Annotated in this window: 20 protein-coding genes; 15 read left to right on the forward strand and 5 right to left on the reverse strand. The window is 47.6% G+C overall.

Annotated features, from left to right (window positions below; translation table 11 throughout):
• Window positions 1–108: 108 nt before the first annotated feature.
• The 9 genes from M1D61_RS06040 (at window position 109) to M1D61_RS06080 (ending at window position 10,406) form a co-directional block, all read left to right on the forward strand.
• The gene (locus tag M1D61_RS06040) at window positions 109–504 is read left to right on the forward strand and encodes a cytidine deaminase (protein ID WP_046213470.1); all 396 of its coding nucleotides are present in this window, start codon (window positions 109–111) and stop codon (window positions 502–504) included.
• A 217-nt stretch (window positions 505–721) separates the two neighbouring features.
• Window positions 722–1,903: a NupC/NupG family nucleoside CNT transporter gene (locus tag M1D61_RS06045; RefSeq protein WP_458121557.1), complete on the forward strand. Its 1,182-nt coding sequence runs from the start codon at window positions 722–724 to the stop codon at window positions 1,901–1,903.
• Between the two features lie 189 nt (window positions 1,904–2,092).
• On the forward strand, window positions 2,093–3,274 hold the full coding sequence (deoB, locus tag M1D61_RS06050) for a phosphopentomutase (protein ID WP_046213472.1): 1,182 nt from the start codon (window positions 2,093–2,095) through the stop codon (window positions 3,272–3,274).
• 329 nt (window positions 3,275–3,603) lie between these two features.
• On the forward strand, window positions 3,604–4,317 hold the full coding sequence (gene deoD, locus M1D61_RS06055) for a purine-nucleoside phosphorylase (protein WP_458121558.1): 714 nt from the start codon (window positions 3,604–3,606) through the stop codon (window positions 4,315–4,317).
• 232 nt (window positions 4,318–4,549) lie between these two features.
• Complete coding sequence (locus M1D61_RS06060; protein ID WP_458121559.1) at window positions 4,550–5,851, forward strand: pyrimidine-nucleoside phosphorylase; 1,302 nt, start codon at window positions 4,550–4,552, stop codon at window positions 5,849–5,851.
• A 387-nt stretch (window positions 5,852–6,238) separates the two neighbouring features.
• On the forward strand, window positions 6,239–6,412 hold the full coding sequence (locus M1D61_RS06065) for a Spo0E family sporulation regulatory protein-aspartic acid phosphatase (RefSeq protein ID WP_458122423.1): 174 nt from the start codon (window positions 6,239–6,241) through the stop codon (window positions 6,410–6,412).
• A 270-nt stretch (window positions 6,413–6,682) separates the two neighbouring features.
• Window positions 6,683–7,942, forward strand: coding sequence for a DNA-binding protein (locus tag M1D61_RS06070; RefSeq protein ID WP_458121560.1), 1,260 nt, complete (start codon window positions 6,683–6,685; stop codon window positions 7,940–7,942).
• Window positions 7,943–8,412: 470 nt separating this feature from the next.
• The gene (locus tag M1D61_RS06075; protein WP_458121561.1) at window positions 8,413–9,444 is read left to right on the forward strand and encodes an FIST signal transduction protein; all 1,032 of its coding nucleotides are present in this window, start codon (window positions 8,413–8,415) and stop codon (window positions 9,442–9,444) included.
• A gap of 11 nt (window positions 9,445–9,455) precedes the next feature.
• A complete protein-coding gene (locus M1D61_RS06080) occupies window positions 9,456–10,406 on the forward strand; it encodes a methyl-accepting chemotaxis protein (protein ID WP_458121562.1) in 951 nt (316 codons plus the stop codon).
• A 59-nt stretch (window positions 10,407–10,465) separates the two neighbouring features.
• Here M1D61_RS06080 and M1D61_RS06085 read toward each other — a convergent pair whose 3' ends face one another.
• Window positions 10,466–10,732 (reverse strand): hypothetical protein, encoded by a 267-nt coding sequence (locus M1D61_RS06085; protein ID WP_458121563.1) that lies wholly within the window; start codon window positions 10,730–10,732, stop codon window positions 10,466–10,468.
• A gap of 513 nt (window positions 10,733–11,245) precedes the next feature.
• Here M1D61_RS06085 and M1D61_RS06090 point away from each other — a divergent pair.
• From M1D61_RS06090 to M1D61_RS06105, 4 genes are all read left to right on the forward strand, one after another.
• Window positions 11,246–12,097, forward strand: a complete 852-nt coding sequence (locus tag M1D61_RS06090; protein ID WP_458121564.1) for an amino acid ABC transporter substrate-binding protein — start codon at window positions 11,246–11,248, stop codon at window positions 12,095–12,097.
• Between the two features lie 158 nt (window positions 12,098–12,255).
• A complete protein-coding gene (locus M1D61_RS06095) occupies window positions 12,256–12,924 on the forward strand; it encodes an amino acid ABC transporter permease (protein WP_458121565.1) in 669 nt (222 codons plus the stop codon).
• 74 nt (window positions 12,925–12,998) lie between these two features.
• Window positions 12,999–13,751: an amino acid ABC transporter ATP-binding protein gene (locus tag M1D61_RS06100; RefSeq protein WP_458122424.1), complete on the forward strand. Its 753-nt coding sequence runs from the start codon at window positions 12,999–13,001 to the stop codon at window positions 13,749–13,751.
• A 263-nt stretch (window positions 13,752–14,014) separates the two neighbouring features.
• Window positions 14,015–15,040, forward strand: coding sequence for a Gfo/Idh/MocA family protein (locus M1D61_RS06105; RefSeq protein WP_046213482.1), 1,026 nt, complete (start codon window positions 14,015–14,017; stop codon window positions 15,038–15,040).
• 72 nt (window positions 15,041–15,112) lie between these two features.
• Here the strand turns inward: M1D61_RS06105 and dctA are convergent, their stop codons facing one another.
• Window positions 15,113–16,492, reverse strand: a complete 1,380-nt coding sequence (gene dctA, locus M1D61_RS06110) for a C4-dicarboxylate transporter DctA (RefSeq protein WP_458121566.1) — start codon at window positions 16,490–16,492, stop codon at window positions 15,113–15,115.
• A 286-nt stretch (window positions 16,493–16,778) separates the two neighbouring features.
• Between dctA and M1D61_RS06115 the strand changes: the two genes are divergently transcribed.
• Complete coding sequence (locus M1D61_RS06115; RefSeq protein ID WP_458121567.1) at window positions 16,779–17,030, forward strand: hypothetical protein; 252 nt, start codon at window positions 16,779–16,781, stop codon at window positions 17,028–17,030.
• Here the strand turns inward: M1D61_RS06115 and M1D61_RS06120 are convergent.
• The gene (locus M1D61_RS06120) at window positions 17,027–18,313 is read right to left on the reverse strand and encodes an MFS transporter (RefSeq protein WP_458122425.1); all 1,287 of its coding nucleotides are present in this window, start codon (window positions 18,311–18,313) and stop codon (window positions 17,027–17,029) included. The two genes, M1D61_RS06115 and M1D61_RS06120, sit on opposite strands and share 4 nt — an antisense overlap.
• Before the next feature lie 166 nt (window positions 18,314–18,479).
• Entirely contained in the window at window positions 18,480–18,806 is a 327-nt protein-coding gene (locus tag M1D61_RS06125) for a DUF3817 domain-containing protein (RefSeq protein WP_458121568.1), read from the reverse strand.
• A 418-nt stretch (window positions 18,807–19,224) separates the two neighbouring features.
• On the opposite strand from M1D61_RS06125, the gene M1D61_RS06130 reads away from it, so the two are divergent.
• Complete coding sequence (locus M1D61_RS06130; protein WP_458121569.1) at window positions 19,225–20,910, forward strand: methyl-accepting chemotaxis protein; 1,686 nt, start codon at window positions 19,225–19,227, stop codon at window positions 20,908–20,910.
• Window positions 20,911–21,154: 244 nt separating this feature from the next.
• Here M1D61_RS06130 and fabV read toward each other — a convergent pair whose 3' ends face one another.
• Window positions 21,155–22,345 carry an enoyl-ACP reductase FabV gene (gene fabV, locus M1D61_RS06135; RefSeq protein ID WP_458121570.1) on the reverse strand — a complete coding sequence of 397 codons (1,191 nt, stop codon included), beginning with the start codon at window positions 22,343–22,345 and terminating at the stop codon, window positions 21,155–21,157.
• Window positions 22,346–22,499 lie beyond the last annotated feature (154 nt).

The raw sequence follows: 22,499 nt of genomic DNA on the forward strand, positions 1-22,499 counted from the left end.
CCGGAGATTGCAGTACAACATGACCATTCATCCGAGTGGCAATCTTCCGGCCGTCTGGCTTTCCGGCTTCATTATCGTCAATATTCATGCCCAAGGAGGCTATGTACGATGAAAGAACAACTGATTCAGGCCGCGATTGAAGCGCGCCAGAACGCCTATGTACCTTATTCCAACTTCCAGGTTGGCGCGGCACTGCTCGCAGATGGCAAAGTATACGGTGGAGCGAACATTGAGAACGCATCCTTCGGACTGACCAACTGTGCAGAACGTACTGCAATCTTCAAAGCTGCTTCCGAAGGCATTCGCAAGATCGATGCAATCGCGATCGTAGCCGATACGGACGGACCGGTATCTCCATGTGGAGCCTGCCGCCAGGTCATTGCGGAATTCAGCGACGAGAACACTCGCGTCTATCTGACGAACCTCAAGGGAGACGTTAGCGAATGGAGCGTATCCGAGATTCTGCCGGGATATTTCCAGGCCAAGGATATGAACAAAGGCTGATGGGATAATCCCAATATTCAGCCACAGCAGCAACCGTTTCACTTTATTTTTAAAAAGATGATCCTCAGGGAGTCATTCTTTTGGCAAAGTATGTAAGCGCTTTATGATTTTTAAGAAAGCGTTTCGCAAATGTTTCACAGCAAGTTACAATATTGACCGTGATGAACGGGTGCCTGCACCGGATGGGATGCAGATTTAGAATAGGAGCTAATCTTTTATGAAATATCTTATCGCGATTATTGGTATTCTCGTAGTGTTCGCACTGACTTATGTTGCCAGCAATGACAAGAAAAATATCCGCTATCGTCCGCTCATTATCATGATTGTGCTCCAGGCGATACTGGCCTTTATCCTGCTTAATACAACTGCAGGTGCATGGCTGATCGGCGGATTCTCAACCGTATTTAATCACCTGCTGGGGTATGCGCATCAAGGTACGGACTTCGTATTCGGCGGATTTGCTTACAAAGAAGGTTCCACGCCGTTCTTTATCAGCGTATTGATGCCAATCGTATTCATCTCCGCGCTGATCGGTATTCTGCAGTATTTCAAAATTCTGCCGTTCATCATCCGCTACATCGGTCTGGTGCTGAGCAAGATAAACGGCATGGGCAAGCTGGAATCCTACAACGCGGTAGCATCCGCGATTCTGGGACAATCCGAAGTATTCATCTCGGTGAAAAAGCAGATCGGTATGCTGCCGAAGCACCGTCTGTACACGCTGTGTGCTTCCGCCATGTCGACCGTATCGATGTCCATCGTCGGTTCCTACATGGTAATGCTGCAGCCGCGTTACGTAGTAACAGCGCTTGTACTGAATCTGTTCGGCGGTTTCATCATCGCTTCACTCATTAATCCATATCGTGTAACCAAGGAAGAAGATATACTGGAAGTACAGGAAGAAGAGAAACAGAGCTTCTTCGAAATGCTGGGCGAGTATATTATGGACGGTTTCAAAGTTGCCATTACGGTAGCTGCGATGCTAATCGGTTTCGTAGCCCTGATCGCTATGATCAACGGATTGTTCGATCTGATCTTCCATATCACGTTCCAGGAACTGCTGGGTTATGTTTTTGCACCATTTGCATTCATCATGGGTGTACCTTGGAGCGAAGCGGTTACAGCGGGCAGCCTGATGGCGACCAAGCTGGTATCCAACGAGTTCGTGGCGATGCTGGATCTGGGCAAACACACCGAGCTGAGCGCACGCACAATCGGTATCGTATCCGTGTTCCTCGTATCCTTTGCCAACTTCTCTTCCATCGGTATTATCTCCGGTGCGGTTAAAGGCCTGAACGAGAAGAAAGGTAACGAAGTTGCCAAGTTTGGTCTGAAGCTGCTGTACGGCGCGACTATGGTCAGCGTATTGTCCGCGATCATCGCCGGTCTGTTCCTGTAATAAAGAGTATTTCCAATCGTAACTTATCTGTTGTAAAATAGTCCTTTGCACAATTTTACAGCTTATCAGCTTGTTGAATCGTACTTCTCGGGCAGCCCCTGCTGTTTGAGCATGGCTACAGGGTGTTATATCCTGTATGACATGGCGTATGATTCAGCAAGCTGTCTATTTTGAAAGGAGTAATCAACGATGACACCATTCAAACGTGTACATTTGGTAGTAATGGATTCGGTGGGGATCGGTGAAGCACCGGATGCCGCAGAATTCGGCGACGTGGATGTTGATACGTTCGGACATATTGCCCGTGAGAACGGCGGACTGAACATGCCGAACATGGCCAAACTGGGTCTGTCCAATATCCGTGAAATCGAGGGTGTACCGGCAGCGGAGCAGCCGCTTGCCTACTATACCAAGATGCAGGAAGCTTCCCGCGGTAAAGACACGATGACCGGACACTGGGAGATCATGGGACTGTATATTGATACCCCGTTCCGCGTGTTCCCGGACGGATTCCCGGATGAGCTGATCCAGCGCATCGAGGAGAAGACCGGCCGCAAAGTCATCGGCAACAAGCCGGCCAGCGGTACCGAGATTATCGACGAACTGGGCGAAGAGCATGTGAAGACCGGAGCGCTGATCATCTATACTTCCGCCGATTCCGTGCTGCAGATTGCCGCACACGAAGAAGTCGTTCCACTCAAGGAACTGTATGAGATCTGTGAGTTCTGCCGTGAGATTACACTGGATGATCCGTACATGCTGGGCCGCATTATCGCGCGTCCATTTGTCGGTGAAGTCGGCAAATTCACCCGTACATCCAACCGTCATGACTATGCACTGAAGCCATTCGGACCGACGACGATGAATGCGATGAAGGATGCCGGACTGGACGTAATCGCAATCGGTAAAATCTCCGATATCTACGACGGCGAAGGCGTAACCGAATCGATCCGTACCAAGTCCAATATGGATGGCATGGATCAGCTGGTGAACGTTGTATCCAAGCCGTTCCACGGTATGAGCTTCCTGAACCTGGTCGACTTTGACGCTCTGTTCGGTCACCGCCGTGATCCAAAAGGCTATGCCGACGCACTGGAAGAATACGATGCACGCCTGCCGGAAGTATTCGAGAAAATGGAAGAAGATGACCTGCTCATCATCACTGCCGACCACGGTAACGATCCAACCTACACCGGAACCGATCATACCCGTGAATACGTGCCCCTGCTCGTCTACTCCAAACGTTTTGCAAATGGAGGCAAAGAACTCCCTCTGCGCAAAACCTTCGCCGACATCGCCGCAACCGTAGCCGAGAACTTCGGCGTAACGATGCCCGAATACGGCGAAAGCTTCCTGTCCGATCTCAAGTAAGATCGGGAGGAACAGCGACAAAGCATAACCAGTACATCGCAAGTGTATTGATTTACAAGTGTATTGATTTAAAGGAAACTAAATTTTCTTTATGTTTTATTTTTCAAGGGGTTAAGCGAATGCCGTTAACCCCTCCATAAAAATGGCTTCCGTCCAAACGGAAGCAATGGAATCGGACTGAAACAGCGTAACGGCCTCCTTTAAAAATGAATATCGACTGCTGCAGGCAGTCATTCCGGATATTCATTTTTAACAGAGGGTGAAAGCCGATCCATTGCTGAAGCGAGGTCGCTTCGAAGCTCAAACTATTTATTCGGAGGTATATACAAATGAGTGTTCATATTGCTGCCAAACCCGGCGACATCGCCGAAACCATCCTGCTGCCGGGAGATCCCCTGCGCGCCAAATACATCGCCGACACCTATCTGGAAGATGTAACCTGCTATAACGAAGTACGCGGTATGCTCGGCTTTACCGGTACGTACAAAGGCCAGCGCATTTCCGTACAGGGTACAGGCATGGGCCTGCCATCGATCAGCATCTACGTGAACGAGCTGATCAGCGAGTACGGCGTGAAGAACCTGATCCGCGTCGGTACATGCGGCGGTATGCAGGAGAACGTCAAAGTACGCGACGTAGTTATCGCCCAGGCGGCAAGCACTGATTCCAGCATGAATAACCACATCTTCGGTGGATACAACTTTGCACCGGTGGCCAGCTTCCCACTGCTCAAAGCAGCTTATGATCGTGGCGTAGAAAAAGGTCTGAACCTGCATGTGGGTAACATCTTCAGCTCGGACTCCTTCTACCGTGATGACAAGACGATCACCGGCCGCCTGATGGAATATGGCGTACTGGGTGTAGAGATGGAGACCAGCGCACTGTACACACTGGCGGCCAAGTTTGGTGTGAACGCACTGACTATTCTGACCGTAAGTGACCATCTGCTGACAGGCGAAGAGACAACGTCCGAAGAAAGACAGACTACATTCAACGATATGATGGAAGTGGCTCTGGACGCAGCGATCTCTTTTCAAAAGTAATCCGGATCGCTAACCGTCCAGCATAGACGGCAGACAGCCGGGAACAGGGTGATTGGACATCCGCTGCATCGTGTACACCGTACTAGGGCATGCGGATCACCATCACCTTTCCCGGACACATACAGCACAGCAGCATCGGATAGAGAGGAACAATGCTTCGGATGCTCTGCAGCTGCTTATATCGATGTTAGGTTCATGTTAAATATTCCACTACAAGTGAGGAGATCCAACGATGAGAATGGTAGACCTGATTGAGAAAAAGCGTGACGGTAAAGAACTGACTACGGAAGAAATCAACTTTATTATTGAAGGATATACCAACGGCGAGATTCCGGATTACCAGATGAGTGCGTTCAACATGGCTGTATTCTTCCAAGATATGACCGAGCGCGAACGTGCCGATCTGACGATGGCCATGGTGAACTCCGGCGAGACAATTGACCTGTCCGCGATCGAAGGCGTCAAAGTCGACAAGCACTCCACCGGCGGTGTAGGCGATACAACAACACTGGTACTGGCTCCACTCGTAGCGGCTCTCGATATCCCAGTAGCCAAAATGTCCGGACGCGGTCTGGGACACACAGGTGGTACAATCGACAAGCTGGAAGCGGTAGAAGGATTCCATGTGGAAATTACCAAGGATGAATTCATCAAGCTCGTTAACGAAAGCAAAATCGCCGTTATCGGACAAAGCGGCAACCTGACGCCTGCAGACAAAAAGCTGTATGCACTGCGTGACGTAACAGCAACCGTCAACTCCATTCCGCTGATCGCCAGCTCCATCATGAGCAAGAAAATCGCTGCCGGTGCCGACGCAATCGTATTGGATGTTAAAACAGGTGCAGGCGCATTTATGAAAACACCGGAAGATGCCAAAGAACTGGCACACGCCATGGTAAGCATCGGTAACAACGTAGGCCGCAAAACGATGGCCGTTATCTCCGATATGAGCCAGCCGCTCGGACTTGCGATCGGTAACTCCCTGGAAATCCAGGAAGCGATCGACACACTCAAAGGACAAGGTCCAAAAGATCTGGAAGAACTGTGCTTTGCACTGGGCAGCCAGATGGTCTTCCTGGCCAACAAAGCAAGCTCCCTGGAAGAAGCCGAGCAAAAACTCAAAGAAGTCATTGCCAATGGTAAAGCACTGGAGAAATTCAAGCTGTTCCTGGCGAATCAGGGCGGCGACGCATCTGTCGTGGATCATCCGGAGCGCCTGCCGCAGGCGAAATTCCATATCGAAGTACCTGCCAAGCAGGACGGTGTGGTAGCGGAACTGGTAGCCGATGAGATCGGTACAGCAGCGATGCTGCTGGGCGCAGGACGCGCAACCAAAGAATCCGAGATTGATCTGGCTGTCGGCCTGATGCTGAACAAAAAAGTCGGCGATTCCGTCAAAGTTGGCGAATCCCTCGTAACCATTCATTCCAACCGTGAGAATGTAGACGATGTAATGGCAATGCTGTACGAGAATATCCGTATTGCGGATCATGCAGACGCGCCAACACTCGTATACGGCACAGTTACCGAGTAATAGCAGTACAGAATCGGCTCTCTACCCGCTCGGATTATCCCATATAATCCGAAGCGGAAGAGCTTCCATTCAAAGTAGGTGATGGTACATGATCACCTTGTTACCCCCACCAGGACAGCAGCTTTTCTCAGCGGCATCATCATGAGAAAAGCTGCTGTCTATTTTTTTGATCAAATTAGGGATTATACATAAATTAATACAAAATATGAGAGGGTATCAACCGATATAAATAATAGTTGTCTTTACCACGAGATTGCTGCCAGCCGGTCGTTAAGCGCAGCTTTACCAAGAGTAGGATAGGCCCAGTAAAACTTAAGATAAACACAAAAAACATATGATGAATATAAAAGAATATTATGGAACCAGAGGAAGGGATGACAGGTGGACATGATCGGATGCCTAAAAAGGATTGAACAGGAACGTGAAGAACTTCATTATTTGGTGGAGCAGTACGGTTTCTCGGATCATCGGGTACTGGTCAAATCCCAGCAGTTGGATCAAACGCTGAATGAATTCAACCGCTATGCCTGCATGTATGACAGCAGCAAATTCAACCTGTAAACCTCGGAGCTCCTCGAGAGCTCCGAGGTTTCTTTATTAATCACTCAAATGTCACTTATTAAGTAAAAAAGGAAGTGAAAAACTATAGTAAAAGGTATATAAATTTATAAATATGTATAATGGACAGGAGGGAACAAAGTAGATTTCTATTTACCCAGTTAAGTAAGGAGAGACAGTAAAATGAGAAAGAATAACGATATTCGTTCTATTATAGAGTATGAGATCCAACAGAAAGGCTAAAATTTAAGCCGATTCAGTCAAATTTCAGGAATGAATCGCGGTACGCTCAGTCTTATCCTTAATAGTAATCCTGCTAAGCTGCCTTCAGTTCCACAAATGGATAAAATTGCAGAAGCTTTAGAATATGAGCAAGGTTGGTTGTATGAATTATATCTGGAGGAGTGCTTTGATCGAGAGGTTTCTCATTGGAGAAGGCTAAAAAATTTCTTGTATCGTTGTATGCAATCAAATAAAAATGAACTTATACAACAGGCGCTGAATTGGTTAGTAGAAGATTTTAATCAAACAGCAGCTGTATTTGATGCAGCAGAGGAATGGTACAGCAAAGGACATCGCGAAGAGTTGATACCTTTTTATCAACATGTAATTAACAGTGAAAAATATCTTCAGGCTGAGCGTCTAGCCGTAAGTCAGTATCGAATTTTTTGTTTGAGTCAAAACGAGAATTTGGAGATTAACCTACGGGCTGCCATTATTTGCGAACCTTATTTGCAGAAGTTACCAGTGGGTTATAAATTAGATGCGCTGATGAAAATTTCTAATGTTTATTATAATCAGCATATATGGGACAAGTCAGAGTTTTTCGCTGATAAATTACGTGAATTGGCTATAGAAGTTTATAATAGTAAATTTTATTTAAACAATAATCATGAAGAACCAGGATTAAAGACTGAAAGACATCTAGTTGTTTATTATGGTCAAGGCTATGTTTTAAAAAGTAATTCTTTAGTTGAACAGGGAAAATACGAAGAAGGTTTAAAATATATTTCTGGCTACCAAGACTTAAGTTGGTTTGATGGATTAGATGAAATAGGAGAAAAAGAAGTCTTAAAACTAACTCATTTTGCTAAAGGCAATTCTTTTGCTGTGCATCTTTTAATAGGAAATCAAGAATTATTGCCAGAATATGTAGAATTTTTAAGAACTAATTATAATGAAGCGCTTCCTGGTTTAATGATAATCTTGGATGCTGCTAATAAACATAATTTTTTAGTAGATCGTGTTATTACAGAATTTTTACCAATTATTGAAAGGATGAAAGAAGATCTTCAAAATAATAATGGATATTATACAAACAGCATCAATATAGATAGATTTGAGCAATTATACCGTCAACTCGCAGTATATCATTTTCGTCAGGCCAACTACTCTGAAGGCATTGAGTACATGTCCAAATGTCTCGCTATTGCCAATCAGATCAACAAAAAAAGTGAATTCACTGAATACCCGGAACTGCTCAAAGTTTTAAAAGAATGGTCCCTGCTCATGCAACGTCATAAAGAAAGCTGACCCGGTCACCTGAATCGGGCAGTTTTTTTAATATCCTCTTTTTATCTGTAAAATAATCTACATAAATAACAACCTGGCATATGGATATGCCAACTTCCTCACAAAATGGAAGATATCCGTGACCGGGTACGTGAACAATTCGACAAACTGAAACAAAGATTCTAATGAACATAACTCATATTGGTGAAAATTGTCATATTATGTTCAATGCATGTAAATTTTAGTCGAGACAAAACCGATAACTAAATAAATTGCTGATGACACTGTCATGCTGCATACGACATAGGTTTGATAAATCGTTTGCAGCATGGCAGTTTTTATTTTAGAAAAAGAATACTTGTTACGCTTTGATTGGCATCCTTGTCCAAGGTATATATTCCACTAACTTAGTTATTTTATGGTTGAATGCAATTCAGAATGCATCGATGTATGGAACTTTAGGCGATACTTTGTGATGAGAGGAAGATACGATGAAATCACTATATTTTAAAACAACCGGACAGGCCAAAGAATACATTCACTCCAATCCCGATAAAGGGATCGTGTTATTCACGACAGTAGAAAATGTCAAAGAACTGAGCACTTTCGCAACAGAACATGTGGTGCTCTGCTCTACCGCCGGCGAATATACTTCCGAAGGATTTAAAGAAGGCGTTATCAGCGGATTCGCCTACCAGCGTGATCTGGTAGAACTGATCGAGATCAAGTCACCAGCGATTCTCAGCATCGACGAACTCCAATCCGGTTACAACAAAGTGCGCCACAATCCCAATGCATTTATGTTCATTCTGTATGACGGACTGTCCGGGCAGGAAGAGAGTGTCATGACAACACTCTTCTTTATGGATGAGAAGTTCAAGGTCATCGGCGGCAGCTCCGGCGACTATGTGAAATTCAAGGAAACTGCTGTCTATATCGGCAGCCAAAAAGTAAACGGTGTGGCCCTGTACTTTAACTGGCCGAGACGAACCCAGCTGCTCAAGGAAAATCTCTACTACACGACAGGTGAGCGTCTGCTCGTGACTGATGCGGAGCCTCTGAACCGGCTCGTACGCACATTTAACAATCGTCCGGCTTCTACGGAATATGCCAGTGTGCTCGGTATCCCGGAGAATCAGCTGGAAAAGGCATTTATGAACAATCCGCTGGGCAAAGTGATCAAGGACAGCACGTATATTACCTCACCGATGAAAGTAAACCCGGACAAGTCGATCACCTTCTACTCCCAGATTGCACCCAATACGTATGTAGATGTGCTGCAGCCGCTGGATGTACATCAGTGCTTCCAGGAAACGCTAAATGCGATAAAGTTTAAGCCATCTTTTATCTTGTCTATTCATTGTATTCTGCGCAGCCTGAAGTTCAAAAGCGAAAACACATGGAAAATACTGGATGATAAATTGCTAAGTGTCAGCCGCAATCAGGCGGGCTTTATCAGCTATGGCGAACAGATCCATAACAAGCATTTTAACCAGACGATGGTACTTCTGGCGTTTGAATAGGGGGAATGAAAATGCTGAAAAGCGTATTTAAAATAAAAAAATCGAATGCTGTTGAATTTACACCACCAACTCAGCAGGTACAGGCCGAGAAACCATTTTCGGCGCTGCCTTATGTATATATGTTAACCAACGAAATCGAGAAAAACATTCAGCTGGTGCTGGCCGAGGAGCGAAATATTACCTACGGATTCAAGCAGGCTGCAATTTCCCTGAACGAAACAACTACAGAAATTAAAAGCATCGAAAATGTGCTGCACGATCTGGACAAAGAGACCGAGACGATTATTAATGAAGTAGCCTCCAGCATCGCAGTCTCGCAGGATACGATCGTCGATACGCAGAATCTGGTCAATCAGTCTGCAGGCAACATGAACGAAGTCTCCAGCGTTTTCGAGAATATGGTTGCCGTATTCAATGCGATCGAAGTGAAATACAAAGAGATCAATCAGTTCGCCAGCACTATCACGAGTATTGCGACCCAGACTAATCTGCTGTCGCTGAACGCCTCGATCGAAGCTGCACGGGCCGGAGAAGCAGGTAGGGGATTTGCCGTGGTTGCCAGTGAAATCAAGTCCCTGTCCGATACGACGAAAAAAAGCGCTACCGATATTCTGGATTTGCTCGGAGATATGAACACTATCCTCGAATCGATCCGTCTGGAATCCAACAAAGGAAAAAATATTGTGAAAGTAGCCAGTGATACGATGCAGCGTTCGGCCGAGAGTTTTGAGAGTGTGATGACTGCCGAAGCGGAAGTGAACCGTCAGCTGCAGGCTGTAAAGTCTTCACAGCTAAAAAGCATCAACGGCATCGCCAGAAACATTTCCAATATCGCGGATTTGTCCAGCAAGCAAAATCAGAATATTGATGAACTGATCTACAATGGCGACAAGAAATCCGAGCATTATTTGTATATTCTCAATCATATGAACCAGATCAAGATGCTGCAGCAGAAGAAATAGCAGAACGATAGCAAAGCAAAACGCCGATCCTTGTGCAGGATGGGCGTCTTTGTGCTGGCTTAGTCCAGATTAATTCGGCGTGCATCCGGCTGTGATTGCAGGATCAGCATCACGTCCGAAGTACGCATTGACGCAGGAAACTTGATCTCTACCTTTAGTTCGATGTTCGACTGGATATGGGCATCGGGAATATCCGAATTGTTCCGGGTCGGTGTGTTGGTCTCGTAATACAGCTTGACGATATAGCCCGGCCGGATCGGTATGATTGACCAGACTGACAGACAGCGTATACGATTTGGCACCGAGCACAGGCGCACTGCGGCCATGCATGGCGAACTGCACAATCAGTATGAGCGCAGTAACTCCAATACCGACCGCATACGCCGGCGACAACAACCCGCAAAATATATTCCAGTGTCATCCATGTCAATGTTAACAACCTTTTGAGCGTTCATTTGGCAATTGTGCATATTATTCATAAAGAACATTATCATGTATATACTCACAGAATGTTTGAATAAGCGGATTTTGGTCTATGAAAGATGTGAAATGTATTTGCTGAATGGTCACAATTTCTTCCTCTGCTGTTATTTATCAAATAGTCAAATGGGGCGAATTATGATAAATTAATTAAACCAACCATTTTTATCGGAAAAAGAGTTGACGGATAATGTCAGACGGTGTACTATACAATTTGCAGTTCGTTATTTTTTGAGACCAGGTGAGGAAATACTAACGTATGAATTGCGGAAGTTTCAACAAACAGCGACCGAAGGGCTTATCATAGAGCCGAATGTATAGATATTCATAACATTCATAATTTGAGGGGAGTCTTACAAATGAAAAAATGGGGTTCTTTAACTCTAATGCTGATCCTGACCATGCTGGTGATTGCAGCATGCGGTAACAGCTCGAATACAGCGACAACAGGCAGCGGAACAGATCAATCGGCTGCAACGACCGAGAGTGCGCCAGCTTCCTCCGGTGCAGCCACTCTGGAATCGGTTAAAGCCAGCGGTAAACTGCGCATCGGTACAGAAGGCACGTACGCGCCGTTTACTTTCCATGATGAGAGCGGCAAGCTGACCGGATTCGATGTGGATATTGCAACAGAAGTGAGCAAACGCCTGGGCGTAGAGCCTGAATTTGTCGAAGCCAAATGGGACGGCATGATCGCAGGTCTGGATGCCAACCGTTTTGACACGGTCTTTAATGAAGTAGGCGTAACGCCTGAACGTCAGGAGAAGTATCTGTTCTCCGATCCGTACATCACTTCCAAAGGCGTGCTGATTGTACGTGAAGATAACACCGATATCAAGGCCTTTACCGATCTGAAAGGCAAAAAATCCGCTCAGTCCCTGACCAGTAACTTTGGTAAAATTGCCGAAGAAAACGGTGCGGAACTCGTAGCCGCTGATGGATTCCCGCAGGCTGTACAGCTGCTGGCTTCCGGACGTGCCGATGCAACGGTGAATGACAATTTATCCTATCTGGATATGAAGAAACAACAGCCGGATGCACCGATCAAAGTGGTAGCCGAGCAGGAGGATGCTTCCCAAAGTGCAGCGATTTTCAACAAGAAGAGCCAGGATCTCGTAGACGCTGTCAACAAAGCGCTGCAGGAGATGAAAGCCGATGGCACTTATCTGGAAATCTCCAAAAAGTACTTTGGTGAAGATGTATCCAAATAATTGGATAAATGACAGAGAACTGAGGTAATCAGACTCCGTCTGCTGCAGCACAATATCTTGACGCTCCTGAGGGACGTCAAGATATTGTGTTTTTATGCGAATTCATCTGAACGGATGCGAATACCCGAAAATATATTTTACATTGAGGAGGAATAGCGATGGATGACCGCCAGATTCAAATTGTACTTGACTCGTTCTGGCCTTTATTTCAAGCCGCACTGAAGTATACCATCCCGCTTGCGCTCAGTTCTTTTGCGATTGGATTGGTACTGGCTGTACTGACAGCGCTGGCCCAAATCTCCGGCATACGTATTTTGAAATTTATCGCCCGTGTCTATGTATGGATTATCCGGGGAACACCGCTGCTGGTACAGCTGTTTATTATCTTTTATGGTTTGCCAACGATCGGTATTACCCTTCCTGCCTTTGTGGCGGCGCTGATCGGTTTCTCCCTGAGTGTAGGGGCGTACGGATCGGAGATCGTACGTTCTGCGATCCAGTCGGTACCGAAGGGACAATGGGAAGCAGCCTATTCGATCGGTATGACACGCGGACAGGCGCTGCGCCGGGTTATTTTGCCCCAGGCCGCTCGTGTATCGGTACCGCCGCTGGCGAACTCCTTTATCGGACTGGTTAAGGATACCTCGCTGGCTTCCAGCATTACGTATATTGAACTGTTTTATAAATCACAGCAGGTGGTGGCCCGTACGTATGAAGCGCTGATTCTGTATGCGGAAGCTGCTGTAATCTATCTTATTTTCACCTCGGTACTGTTCGTATTGCAGAGTTACCTGGAGAGGCGGCTCGGCCGTTCACTTTCGAACTAAACGCAGCCTGAGTATATCGGGCTGAATATACAAGGTATACTGCTAATTCATGGCAAAGGAGTGATTCGACGATGATGCTGGAGATACGCAATTTGCATAAGGCATTTGGTTCCCTGGAAGTGCTGAAGGGCATTGATGTAGATTTGGAAAAAGGAAAAGTGCTGGCTATTATCGGACCTTCCGGCTCAGGCAAAACAACGCTGCTGCGCTGTATTAATCTGCTGGAGCTGCCGGATCAGGGCAAGATGAAACTGAGTGACCGGACGCTGGACTTTCAGCCGGGAGGCAAACTGTCCAAACGTGAAGTGACCGAGCTGCGCAAGCGTACCGGAATGGTATTCCAATCGTACAATCTGTTCCCGCACAAAACAGTCATCGAGAACATTATGGAAGGCCCTGTCGTCGTTCAGAAAAAGAACAAAGAACAGGCTCGTAAAACCGCTCAGGGACTGCTGGACAAAGTGGGACTCGGTGATCGCGGCGATTACTACCCTCACCAATTGTCCGGTGGACAGCAGCAGCGCGTCGGCATTGCCCGTGCAATGGCGATGGAGCCGGATGTACTGCTGTTCGATGAACCGACCTCTGCGCTCGATCCCGAACTGGTCGGCGAAGTACTGGGTGTAATCAAGCAGTTGGCTCTGGAAGGCCGCACGATGGTTATTGTTACCCATGAGATGAAGTTCGCTGCAGACGTAGCGGATCATGTGATTCTGATGGATGGCGGACATATTATCGAGCAGGGACCGCCGGATCAGGTGATCAATCATCCGCAGAGTGCTCGTGCACAGCAATTTATGAGCCGGATCAGTGGAGAAAACATCTGATCGGAAATGAGCTCCGGTGACTGCCTGACAGGAGCAACTTTCTTGCGGAGCAGCTGGATGCCGAATGCAATAAAATTATCGTAATCTTATAGATCGAATAGGGCAAACCTTACAAACAAGCGGCAAGTTGTTTGCAAGGTTTGCTTTTTGTTATGCTAACATCCAAATTTGGGTAATTATTGTCCAGGTGCTGGATTAATAGACAGGAATTCGATAATATAACTGTTGAGCACTTCACTTCAATTCTAGGAGGAATGGGATTCATGGGTAAAGTCAGAGTAGCAGTAGTCGGATGCGGCAGTATCTCGGAACGTCGTCACATTCCGGAATATGCAGCCAACCCGGATGTAGAGCTGGTCGCTTTTGCTGATCCGGTACTGGAGAGAGCACAGGGCTATGCGGATTTGTATAATGCCAAAGCCTATGCCGATTATAAAGAATTGCTGGCGGCTGGTGGGTTCGATGCTGTAAGCGTATGCACGCCGAATGCACTGCATGCGGAAGTATCCATTGCAGCAGCCAAAGCAGGTGCACATGTACTGGTCGAGAAGCCAATGGCTACTACAGATGAAGAAGCGCGTGATATGATCGCAGCGGCTGAGCAAAACAATGTGTTCCTGATGGTTGCACATAATCAGCGTCTCATGCCTCCGCATCTCAAAGCCAAAGAAATCCTCAAGCAGGGTCATCTGGGCCGTGTGCTGACTTTCCGTACCGCATTTGGACATGGTGGTCCGGAAGGCTGGAGTATCGACGGCAAGAACAGCTGGTTCTTCCGCAAAGGTGAAGCAATCATGGGTGCAATGGGCGATCTGGGCGTACATAAGTCGGATATGATCCGCTGGCTGCTGGAGGATGAAGTGGTTAACGTAAGCGCATTTATTGGAACTCTTGATAAAACCGATACGGATGTGGATGATAATGCCATTTGTTTGCTGCGTATGGGCAGCGGCGCGATTGGTTCCCTTGTAGCGAGCTGGACATCCTACCGTGGCGAAGATAATGGTACGGTACTATGGTGCGAGAACGGTGTCATGAAGATCGGTACCGATCCGGTGGATCAGGTGATCGTGGAGCTGCGCAACGGCACAGTGGAGCGTTACCAGATCGGCGAGATTGCCACCAATGACAAGCAGGTGGCGAGCGGTGTGATGGACGAATTCATCAGCTGTATCCAGACCGGCACGGCACCGATCATTTCAGGTGAAGAAGGACGCCGTTCCCTGAATGTTATTCTGGCTGCTTTCCAATCCCAGGCAGAAGGCAGAACGATTACACTGAATTCCTGATTATCCATAAAATAAATAGACAAGAGCTGCTGTCCATATGACAGTAGCTCTTTTTTGTCATCCAGCTATCGATTAGATCGAACCGGGACGCGGCTCGGGCAGTACCGTATGGGGATAGGCGTCCACTGCCATTTCGCCTGCAGGGGAGAGAGGATCGGGGTGAATTTTCTTTTCCGTATCCCTGGCAGGTTCGTCCGCGGAGATCTCGCCGGACAAAACGGCTTTCATCCGGTCGGTGTCCAGCATCCCTTCCCAGCGGGCCACGACAAAGGCTGCTACACAATTGCCCATCAGATTGGTGAATACACGCATTGTATCCATGAACCGGTCAGCACCGAGCAGCAGGGCGACGACAGCGACAGGGAAGGCATTCAGCGCAGCAGCTGTAGCGGATAATGCCAGAAATGCCGATCCAGGTACCCCGGCCATTCCTTTGGAACTGAGCATGAGCACAGCCAGAATCGTAATTTCCTGGGTCAGTGTCAATTCAATTCCGACAGCCTGCGCCAGGAACACCGTCGCCAGTGACAGATAGATCGAAGCGCCATCCAGGTTAAAGGAATACCCTGTCGGCACAACGAGCCCCACAACCGCCCGGTTGCAGCCTGCCCGGGTCAGCTTGTCCATCATGCGCGGCATCACCACTTCGGAAGATGCCGTACCGATCGCCAGCATAATCTCCGAACGGGTATAACGGATAAACTGCAGCATATTCATTCCGGTCAGCCACCATGCCGCCAGTCCAAGACAGACAAGGAAGACAAGCGCAGACGCATAGCAGGCAACAATCAGCATGCCGTAGGAGGCCAGGGTCGAAGCGCCGTATGCGCCAACCGTATAGGCAATAGCGCCGAATGCCCCGATCGGAGCCAGCTTCATAATATAACCGATTACCCGGAACACAAGCTCCATGATCTGATCCACCAGGGTCAGCACATTATGCTTGAGGACACTATCACTCGCCGCCAGTGCCGTACCGAACAGACAGGCCAGCAGCAGCACCTGCAGCAGTGCATTCTGGGCAAAGGCATCTACAGCGCTGGTCGGAATAATATTCAGGATAAAATCCACCGTATGCGGCAGCTCTGCTCCGTTTGTTTTGGCAGCTACCGCATTGGGATCGAGCGTACTGGCATCGATATTCATTCCTTCTCCCGGCCGCATCCATTTGGCAGCAGCCAGTCCAAGCACCAGGGCAACTGTAGTCGCAATTTCAAACCAGATGATCGCTTTGAGACCAATCCGTCCTACCGCCTTGAGATTGCCTGCTTTGGCAATACCTGCAACCACAACCAGGAAAATCAGTGGAGCGATCAGCATTTTGATTAGTTTGATAAATCCGGTGCCAAGCGGCTGCAGCATGGCGCCAAAGCCTGGCCAGAGCATCCCGACTCCAATACCGATAATGACAGCTACAATAATCTGAAAAAACAGGGATCTGAAAAAGGACATAAAAGGCCTCCTTTATTTCGCATAAGTTTATGTAGCATTTTATAACATTATAGAATGGCTAAAAGCAGCAAAATTTCACTGTTTTAATAAACTGCACAATCATTCTGGCATGAATTGAACATGAAAACAAAAAAATAGCGAATAATATGTAAAATTAATTAACATATCATTCGCTATTTGATTCATTTCATAACATCATAATAAGAATTATATACTGGGATATTCAGGATAAAAGTGGTAAAATAAGAGTGTTAGGCACATATTATAATCTGGGAGTGAATCATAAATGGCACGTACACAGACACAAAAAGCAATTCGTAAAGCACTGCGAAGCGGCAGCATTGCTTCAACCCTCGAGCGCAGATCCAATCAGGAATTCGCAGCGATATCGCAGCACACACGCATTACCCCGAGCAAGCAGGAACGAATGCAAAAGATCAAACACAAGAAGCGGATTCTACGGGATGATGCTTCTTTTTTTATGCCTATCGAGCAGTATCATACCTGTTACATGTTCATGCTCGCCGATCCAGCCTAATCGAATCGCCGGATCGCCGGTATACATAATCCGAGGATGACGAGCAGCATACCGGAGCCTGCGAATATGCCAATCGTAAGAATGCCGCCAATCTGGTCTGCCAGCCATCCGACCAGCAGATAACCGACCGGCAGCAGGGCAAACGAACCGAGCATATCCAGACTGACCACCCGTCCAAAGCTCTCGGTTGGTACCATTTCCTGCAGACTTGTCTCCCAGACGAGTGCAAACATCATCAGACCGAATCCTTCCAGCATCATGACCATAATTAGTCCGGGTGTCCAGGTAATGACCGACAGCAGGAACAGGGCGATTCCGCTGAGCAGTGCACCGCCGTAACCGATCCAGCCGCGCCGACGCCAGTGAATTCGCGAGCCAAAGATCAGCGCTCCGATAATCGCTCCTATCCCGGTAGCAGCCATGGCGAGTCCATACAGCAGCGGTGTCAGCTGATGATGCACTTTGAACAGCCATGGAACCATCACCGCAATAATGCCCTGATAACATATATTCAGCAGGGAAAAGATAACAATAGTGATCCACAGCCAGGGTACCTTTTTCAGAATCCAGACACCTTCCAGCAGATCCTGCCAGATGGAAGCGCGAGCCGGATCGGGCCTGGTATGCTTAATGCCCCTGTTATCCTCCTCATCAGACCATCGACTGGCTGCCACGGCAGAGCGCCGACTGGATACAAACTGACGACCCAGCATCATAAAGCAGATCAGCGAGATCAGATAAGTGAGTGAATCGAGGGCAAAGCCGCTGCCCGGCGAGGTGAAAGTCACCAGCAGTCCTCCCAGCGAAGGGCCAAGCAGCCGCACACCCTGTATACTCATCTGGGTCAGTGCATTGGCAGCATTACGAATATCCGGCGTGAATATTTCCGCCCGCAGCGCCGCATAGGCCGGATTGAAGATACCATCCATCAGTCCGTATACGGCCAATCCGGTATACAGACGAGGCAGGGTCAGCTGATCGGTGAAGATCAGTATAGCTCCTGTGAACATGATGGCAAATCGCACCGTATTGGTGAACAGCACAAGCCGCACCCTGTCCGTATGATCCACGATCCAGCCGGATAAGGGAAGCACCAGCACATTGGGCAGGATGTAGATCGTCATCGCCAGTCCCATCATCGTCGTGGAGCCGGTCAGGTTGTATACCACAATCGGCAGAATAATCATTGTAACCGAACTGCCCAGCATTGCGATTAGCTGTCCGAGCCATAGATAGGTGAATGCCCGTGATTGCCGAACAGGAGAGAGCAGCCTGCCCAGCATGGAGAGAGGCTCGGCAGCCAAGGGCGGCGTTTCCAAAGGAACCTGCATTTTGTCCTCCTGTGATTCAGAGTATATGTATAGATCTCTTTGTTATTGTACACAGACTGCACAAAAACGGCTATGTTACCATAGCCGTAGAATGATAATTACGTACCTAATCCTATTCTTATCCTTTTTGGATACGTGCTTCCGGTACGAGTGTTGGCTCCTGACGCTTGAGATAGCGATCAAAGATAAACGGTCCAAAAGGCAGCATGGAAGCGATCATGGCAAGTATCGCCTGCTTGAAGGTTAACTTGCGAATCATTAGTGTGAGGGCAATAACCGCAGCATAGCTGACAAACAGCACACCGTGGATCATGCCAACATAGGTAACCATCAGCGGCTGACCGGCCCAATATTTGAGCGGCATGGCTACAAGGACAAGCAGCAAATAGGATAGCGCTTCCACATTACCGACGATTCGCAGCAAAGACATGGCATTTTTGAACATCGTTACAGTTCCTCCAGTTCATTACCTCAGGACAAGCAGTATTTTCGGATCTCCCTGACATGAAGTAATAAAAATTTTAATAATTTAAATATATCGTATAAAATAAAAAAAATCTGCTTATAAAGTTACGAATTATTGAAATTCGATACAAAAGAGGAATAATATAAACAACATACATATAAAGCGATGACTTCACATAACAACGTTAAATAAGGCAAATAATTTGATTTCATTAACCCAATCACACAATTTGCGATTTTTGTCGAAAATAGTTCTCTAGATCTATATACATTAGAAATGTATAATATGTCTATAGTAGGAAATTAAGTCGTATTACACCAAAAAATTTAACTAAATTATATTGTAAAAAACCCGATAATAAAGTTAGTTACAGAACAACTACTCGGGGGAAAATGAAATGAAGGTAAAAACAAGACTTATATTGATTCTATCCATACTCATTATTTCTATTCTGGGCAGCGGCACACTGTCCGTTACTACTATTGCACAGTCGATTGAACAAAGCAGTATGCTGCAGGGGAAAATGGAATTACAGGAGCACACCAAGCAGCTGGAATTCCTGCTCTCCGGACTCTCCAATGATGAACGCGGTTATTTGCTGACAGGGAAACAGGATTACGCAGACGGAATGAAAAAGAAAATCCAGGACATTCAGACGACACTGGTAGTGATCCAGCAGTCACCTTATGGCCAGGAATATCTCTCTTCCGCACAGAAATTGAACGATATCCTCACTCAGGCGATTGCCATGAATGAGAAAATGGTGGCCTTGCGTGCGCAGGACGAGCAGGCTGCCACTTCACTGCACTTTGGAGAAGAGCGTACACTGCGCAAGGAAGTGCTTACTCCGGCGGTTGATGAACTGGTTAACAAACTGGCTAATGATGTGACCCAGTTGAAAGCAAACAATGACCAGCATGCCAAGCTGAGCAATCTGATTCTGCTGATTGTGACGATCGCTGCTTCCGTAGTCGGAATCGTACTGGGTATTATTCTGCTTCGCTCGATTCTGAAGCCTCTTAATCTGTTGAACAAGCAGATGATGGATATCGCCGAAGGCGAAGCCGACCTGACCCAGCAGATCCAGATCAAGCAGCAGGATGAATTTGGTGTACTGGCAGGAAGCTTTAACAAGTTTGTTGCTTCTCTGCGTGATATTGTCAGTCAGATTGGGGCTTCTTCAGAAATGGTCGCAGCATCGGCAGAGGAATTCTCTGCGAGCGCCGGTCAGTCCAAAGCGACTACTCAGCAGGTAGCCGAATCGATGCAGGTTATTGCCGATCAGGCAGGTCGTCAGACCCGTGAGCTGGATCGTACCAGTGTGACGCTGCAGAACTCGCTTGATAAGTTGTCGACCATTTCCGTCAATGCTACGGATATGGCGGATTTCTCCAACACGATGCGTCAGCAAGCCGAAGAAGGATCGTATTCCATTCGTCAGGTTGGCGACCAGATGAGCTCGATTCATCAGTCTGTCGATCAGGCAGACCAGAGTGTATCCACACTGGCCAATCATGCAAGCCAGATTGACTCGATGACTACATTGATCAATGAGATTTCTGCGCAGACCAACCTGCTGGCGCTTAACGCGGCTATCGAAGCAGCCCGTGCCGGCGAGCATGGTAAAGGCTTTGCCGTTGTAGCCGATGAAGTGCGTAAACTGGCAGAGCAATCTGCTGCAGCTACCCAGCAGATCAAGGATCTGGTTACCCGCATTCAGACAGAGACCCAATCTACGTTGGGCGCTATCCAGACCGTCAAGGCGGATGTGGCTGCAGGCAGCGAAGTGACCCGCTCCACTGTGGAGCAGTTTACCCGTATTCTGCAAGCTGTAGAGGACATTTCCGGCAAAACCAATGAGATTGCACAGCATACCGTACAGATGAATCAGGACTTTACCGAATCTGCCCAGGCGATGAACCAGGTCAACCAGGGTACACGCGATATCTCCGGCAGCACCCAGGAAATTGCTGCAGCTACCGAAGAACAGCTGGCTTCCAGTGAAGAAATTATGTATTCCGCTTCGTCCCTGACCGATCTGGCCGAGGAACTGCAGGTACTCGTACACCGTTTCAAAGTATAATTTCAAGCGAACAGGATGTAAGGCTGTATCATTATATATCCCAAGGCAGCAGTATACCGTCTATGGCACCAACTGAGAACTGCAGCTTATGGCAGTAACATTACGTCATAGTGCATCCGGTACAATATTTCATCATAAAGCAAAAAGCACGTTCACCTTTACAGGAGAACGTGCTTTTTTACTTGTCCAAGCGACTAATAAGCGAGGTCACTTTAGAACAAACCACCAATAAGCCAGCGGCTGCTTAGCGTGTATGCGGTACTTTTACATCCGGATCGACATCGGCTTCATAATCCACACCGTCCGTCTCAAAGCCGAATAGCTGGAAAAATTCGCTGCGATAGCCTTCCAGATCCGTCAGCTCGTATACATTGTCCGTGCTGATTTCGTTCCAGATCCGGGTAACTTCGGTCTGTACGTCTTCACGCATCTCCCAGTCATCCAGACGAAGACGCTGCTTCTCATCGACCGGTGTCTCACCTTCGGTATACAGACGATCCGCATACATCCGGTACATTTGCTCGATACAGCCTTCATGCAGCCCTTTTTCCTTCATCACTTTGTAAAGGGCGGACATGTACAGCGGCACGACCGGAATCGCAGAACTGGACTGAGTGACCAGTGCTTTACATACAGCGACATAGGCACGTCCGCCTTTAGAGCCAAGCTGCTCGTTCATATGGCGTGCAGTCGCTTCCAGATGATCCTTGGCACGTCCGATCGAGCCCTGACGATAGATCGCCTGGGTAATATCCGAACCGATATAGGAGAAGGCTACAGTCACTACATCGTCGGTCAGCACATCGGCTGCGCTCAGCTGGTCCATCCAGGACTGCCAGTCATCGCCGCCCATAACGCGTACGGTCGCTTCGATCTCTTCGTCGCTAGCCGGTTCGATGCTGATATCCGTCACTTCACCGGTATGGAAGTTCACCGTCTTATTGGTATAGGTCTCTCCAATAGGCTTCAGGGTGGATGTATACGTCTCGCCGGTATTTGGGTCGGTGCGGCGTGGTGCGGCTACACTGTAGATGACCATATCGACTTTGCCGAATTCCTGGCGGATCGCTTCGATGGTGCTGGCTTTTAATTCATTGGTAAAGGCATCGCCAATAACACTGAAGGATTTCAGACCTGCTTCATCAGCAGCTTTTTCAAATGCGGCAGAATTGTACCAGCCGGCAGAAGCGGTGCGGCCTTTGACAGAGCCTCCATCACGGTATACACCAATCGTATTCGCACCTGCACCAAAAGCGGCAACAACGCGTGCAGACAGTCCGTAGCCGGTAGAAGCACCGATGACGAGCACATTGCGTGGTCCCTGAATTCGGGGCTGGGATTGTACATAGTCAATCTGTTCCTGAACCTGACGTGCACAGCCGTCCGGATGAGCAGTCGTACAGATAAATCCGCGTGTTCTGGGTTTAATAATCATAGAATTGAATTCCTCACTTTCCATCATATACATATCAGTCGTATTCATCGTATCTGCTGATGTTGTATTTTCCAAGTAACATACCTTACGTATTGTAGCATTTTTTGCAATTCCGTACACCTGGTACAGGAGAGAGGAAGCGCATGGTGCTACA

This window comes from Paenibacillus sp. Z6-24, assembly GCF_054161335.1.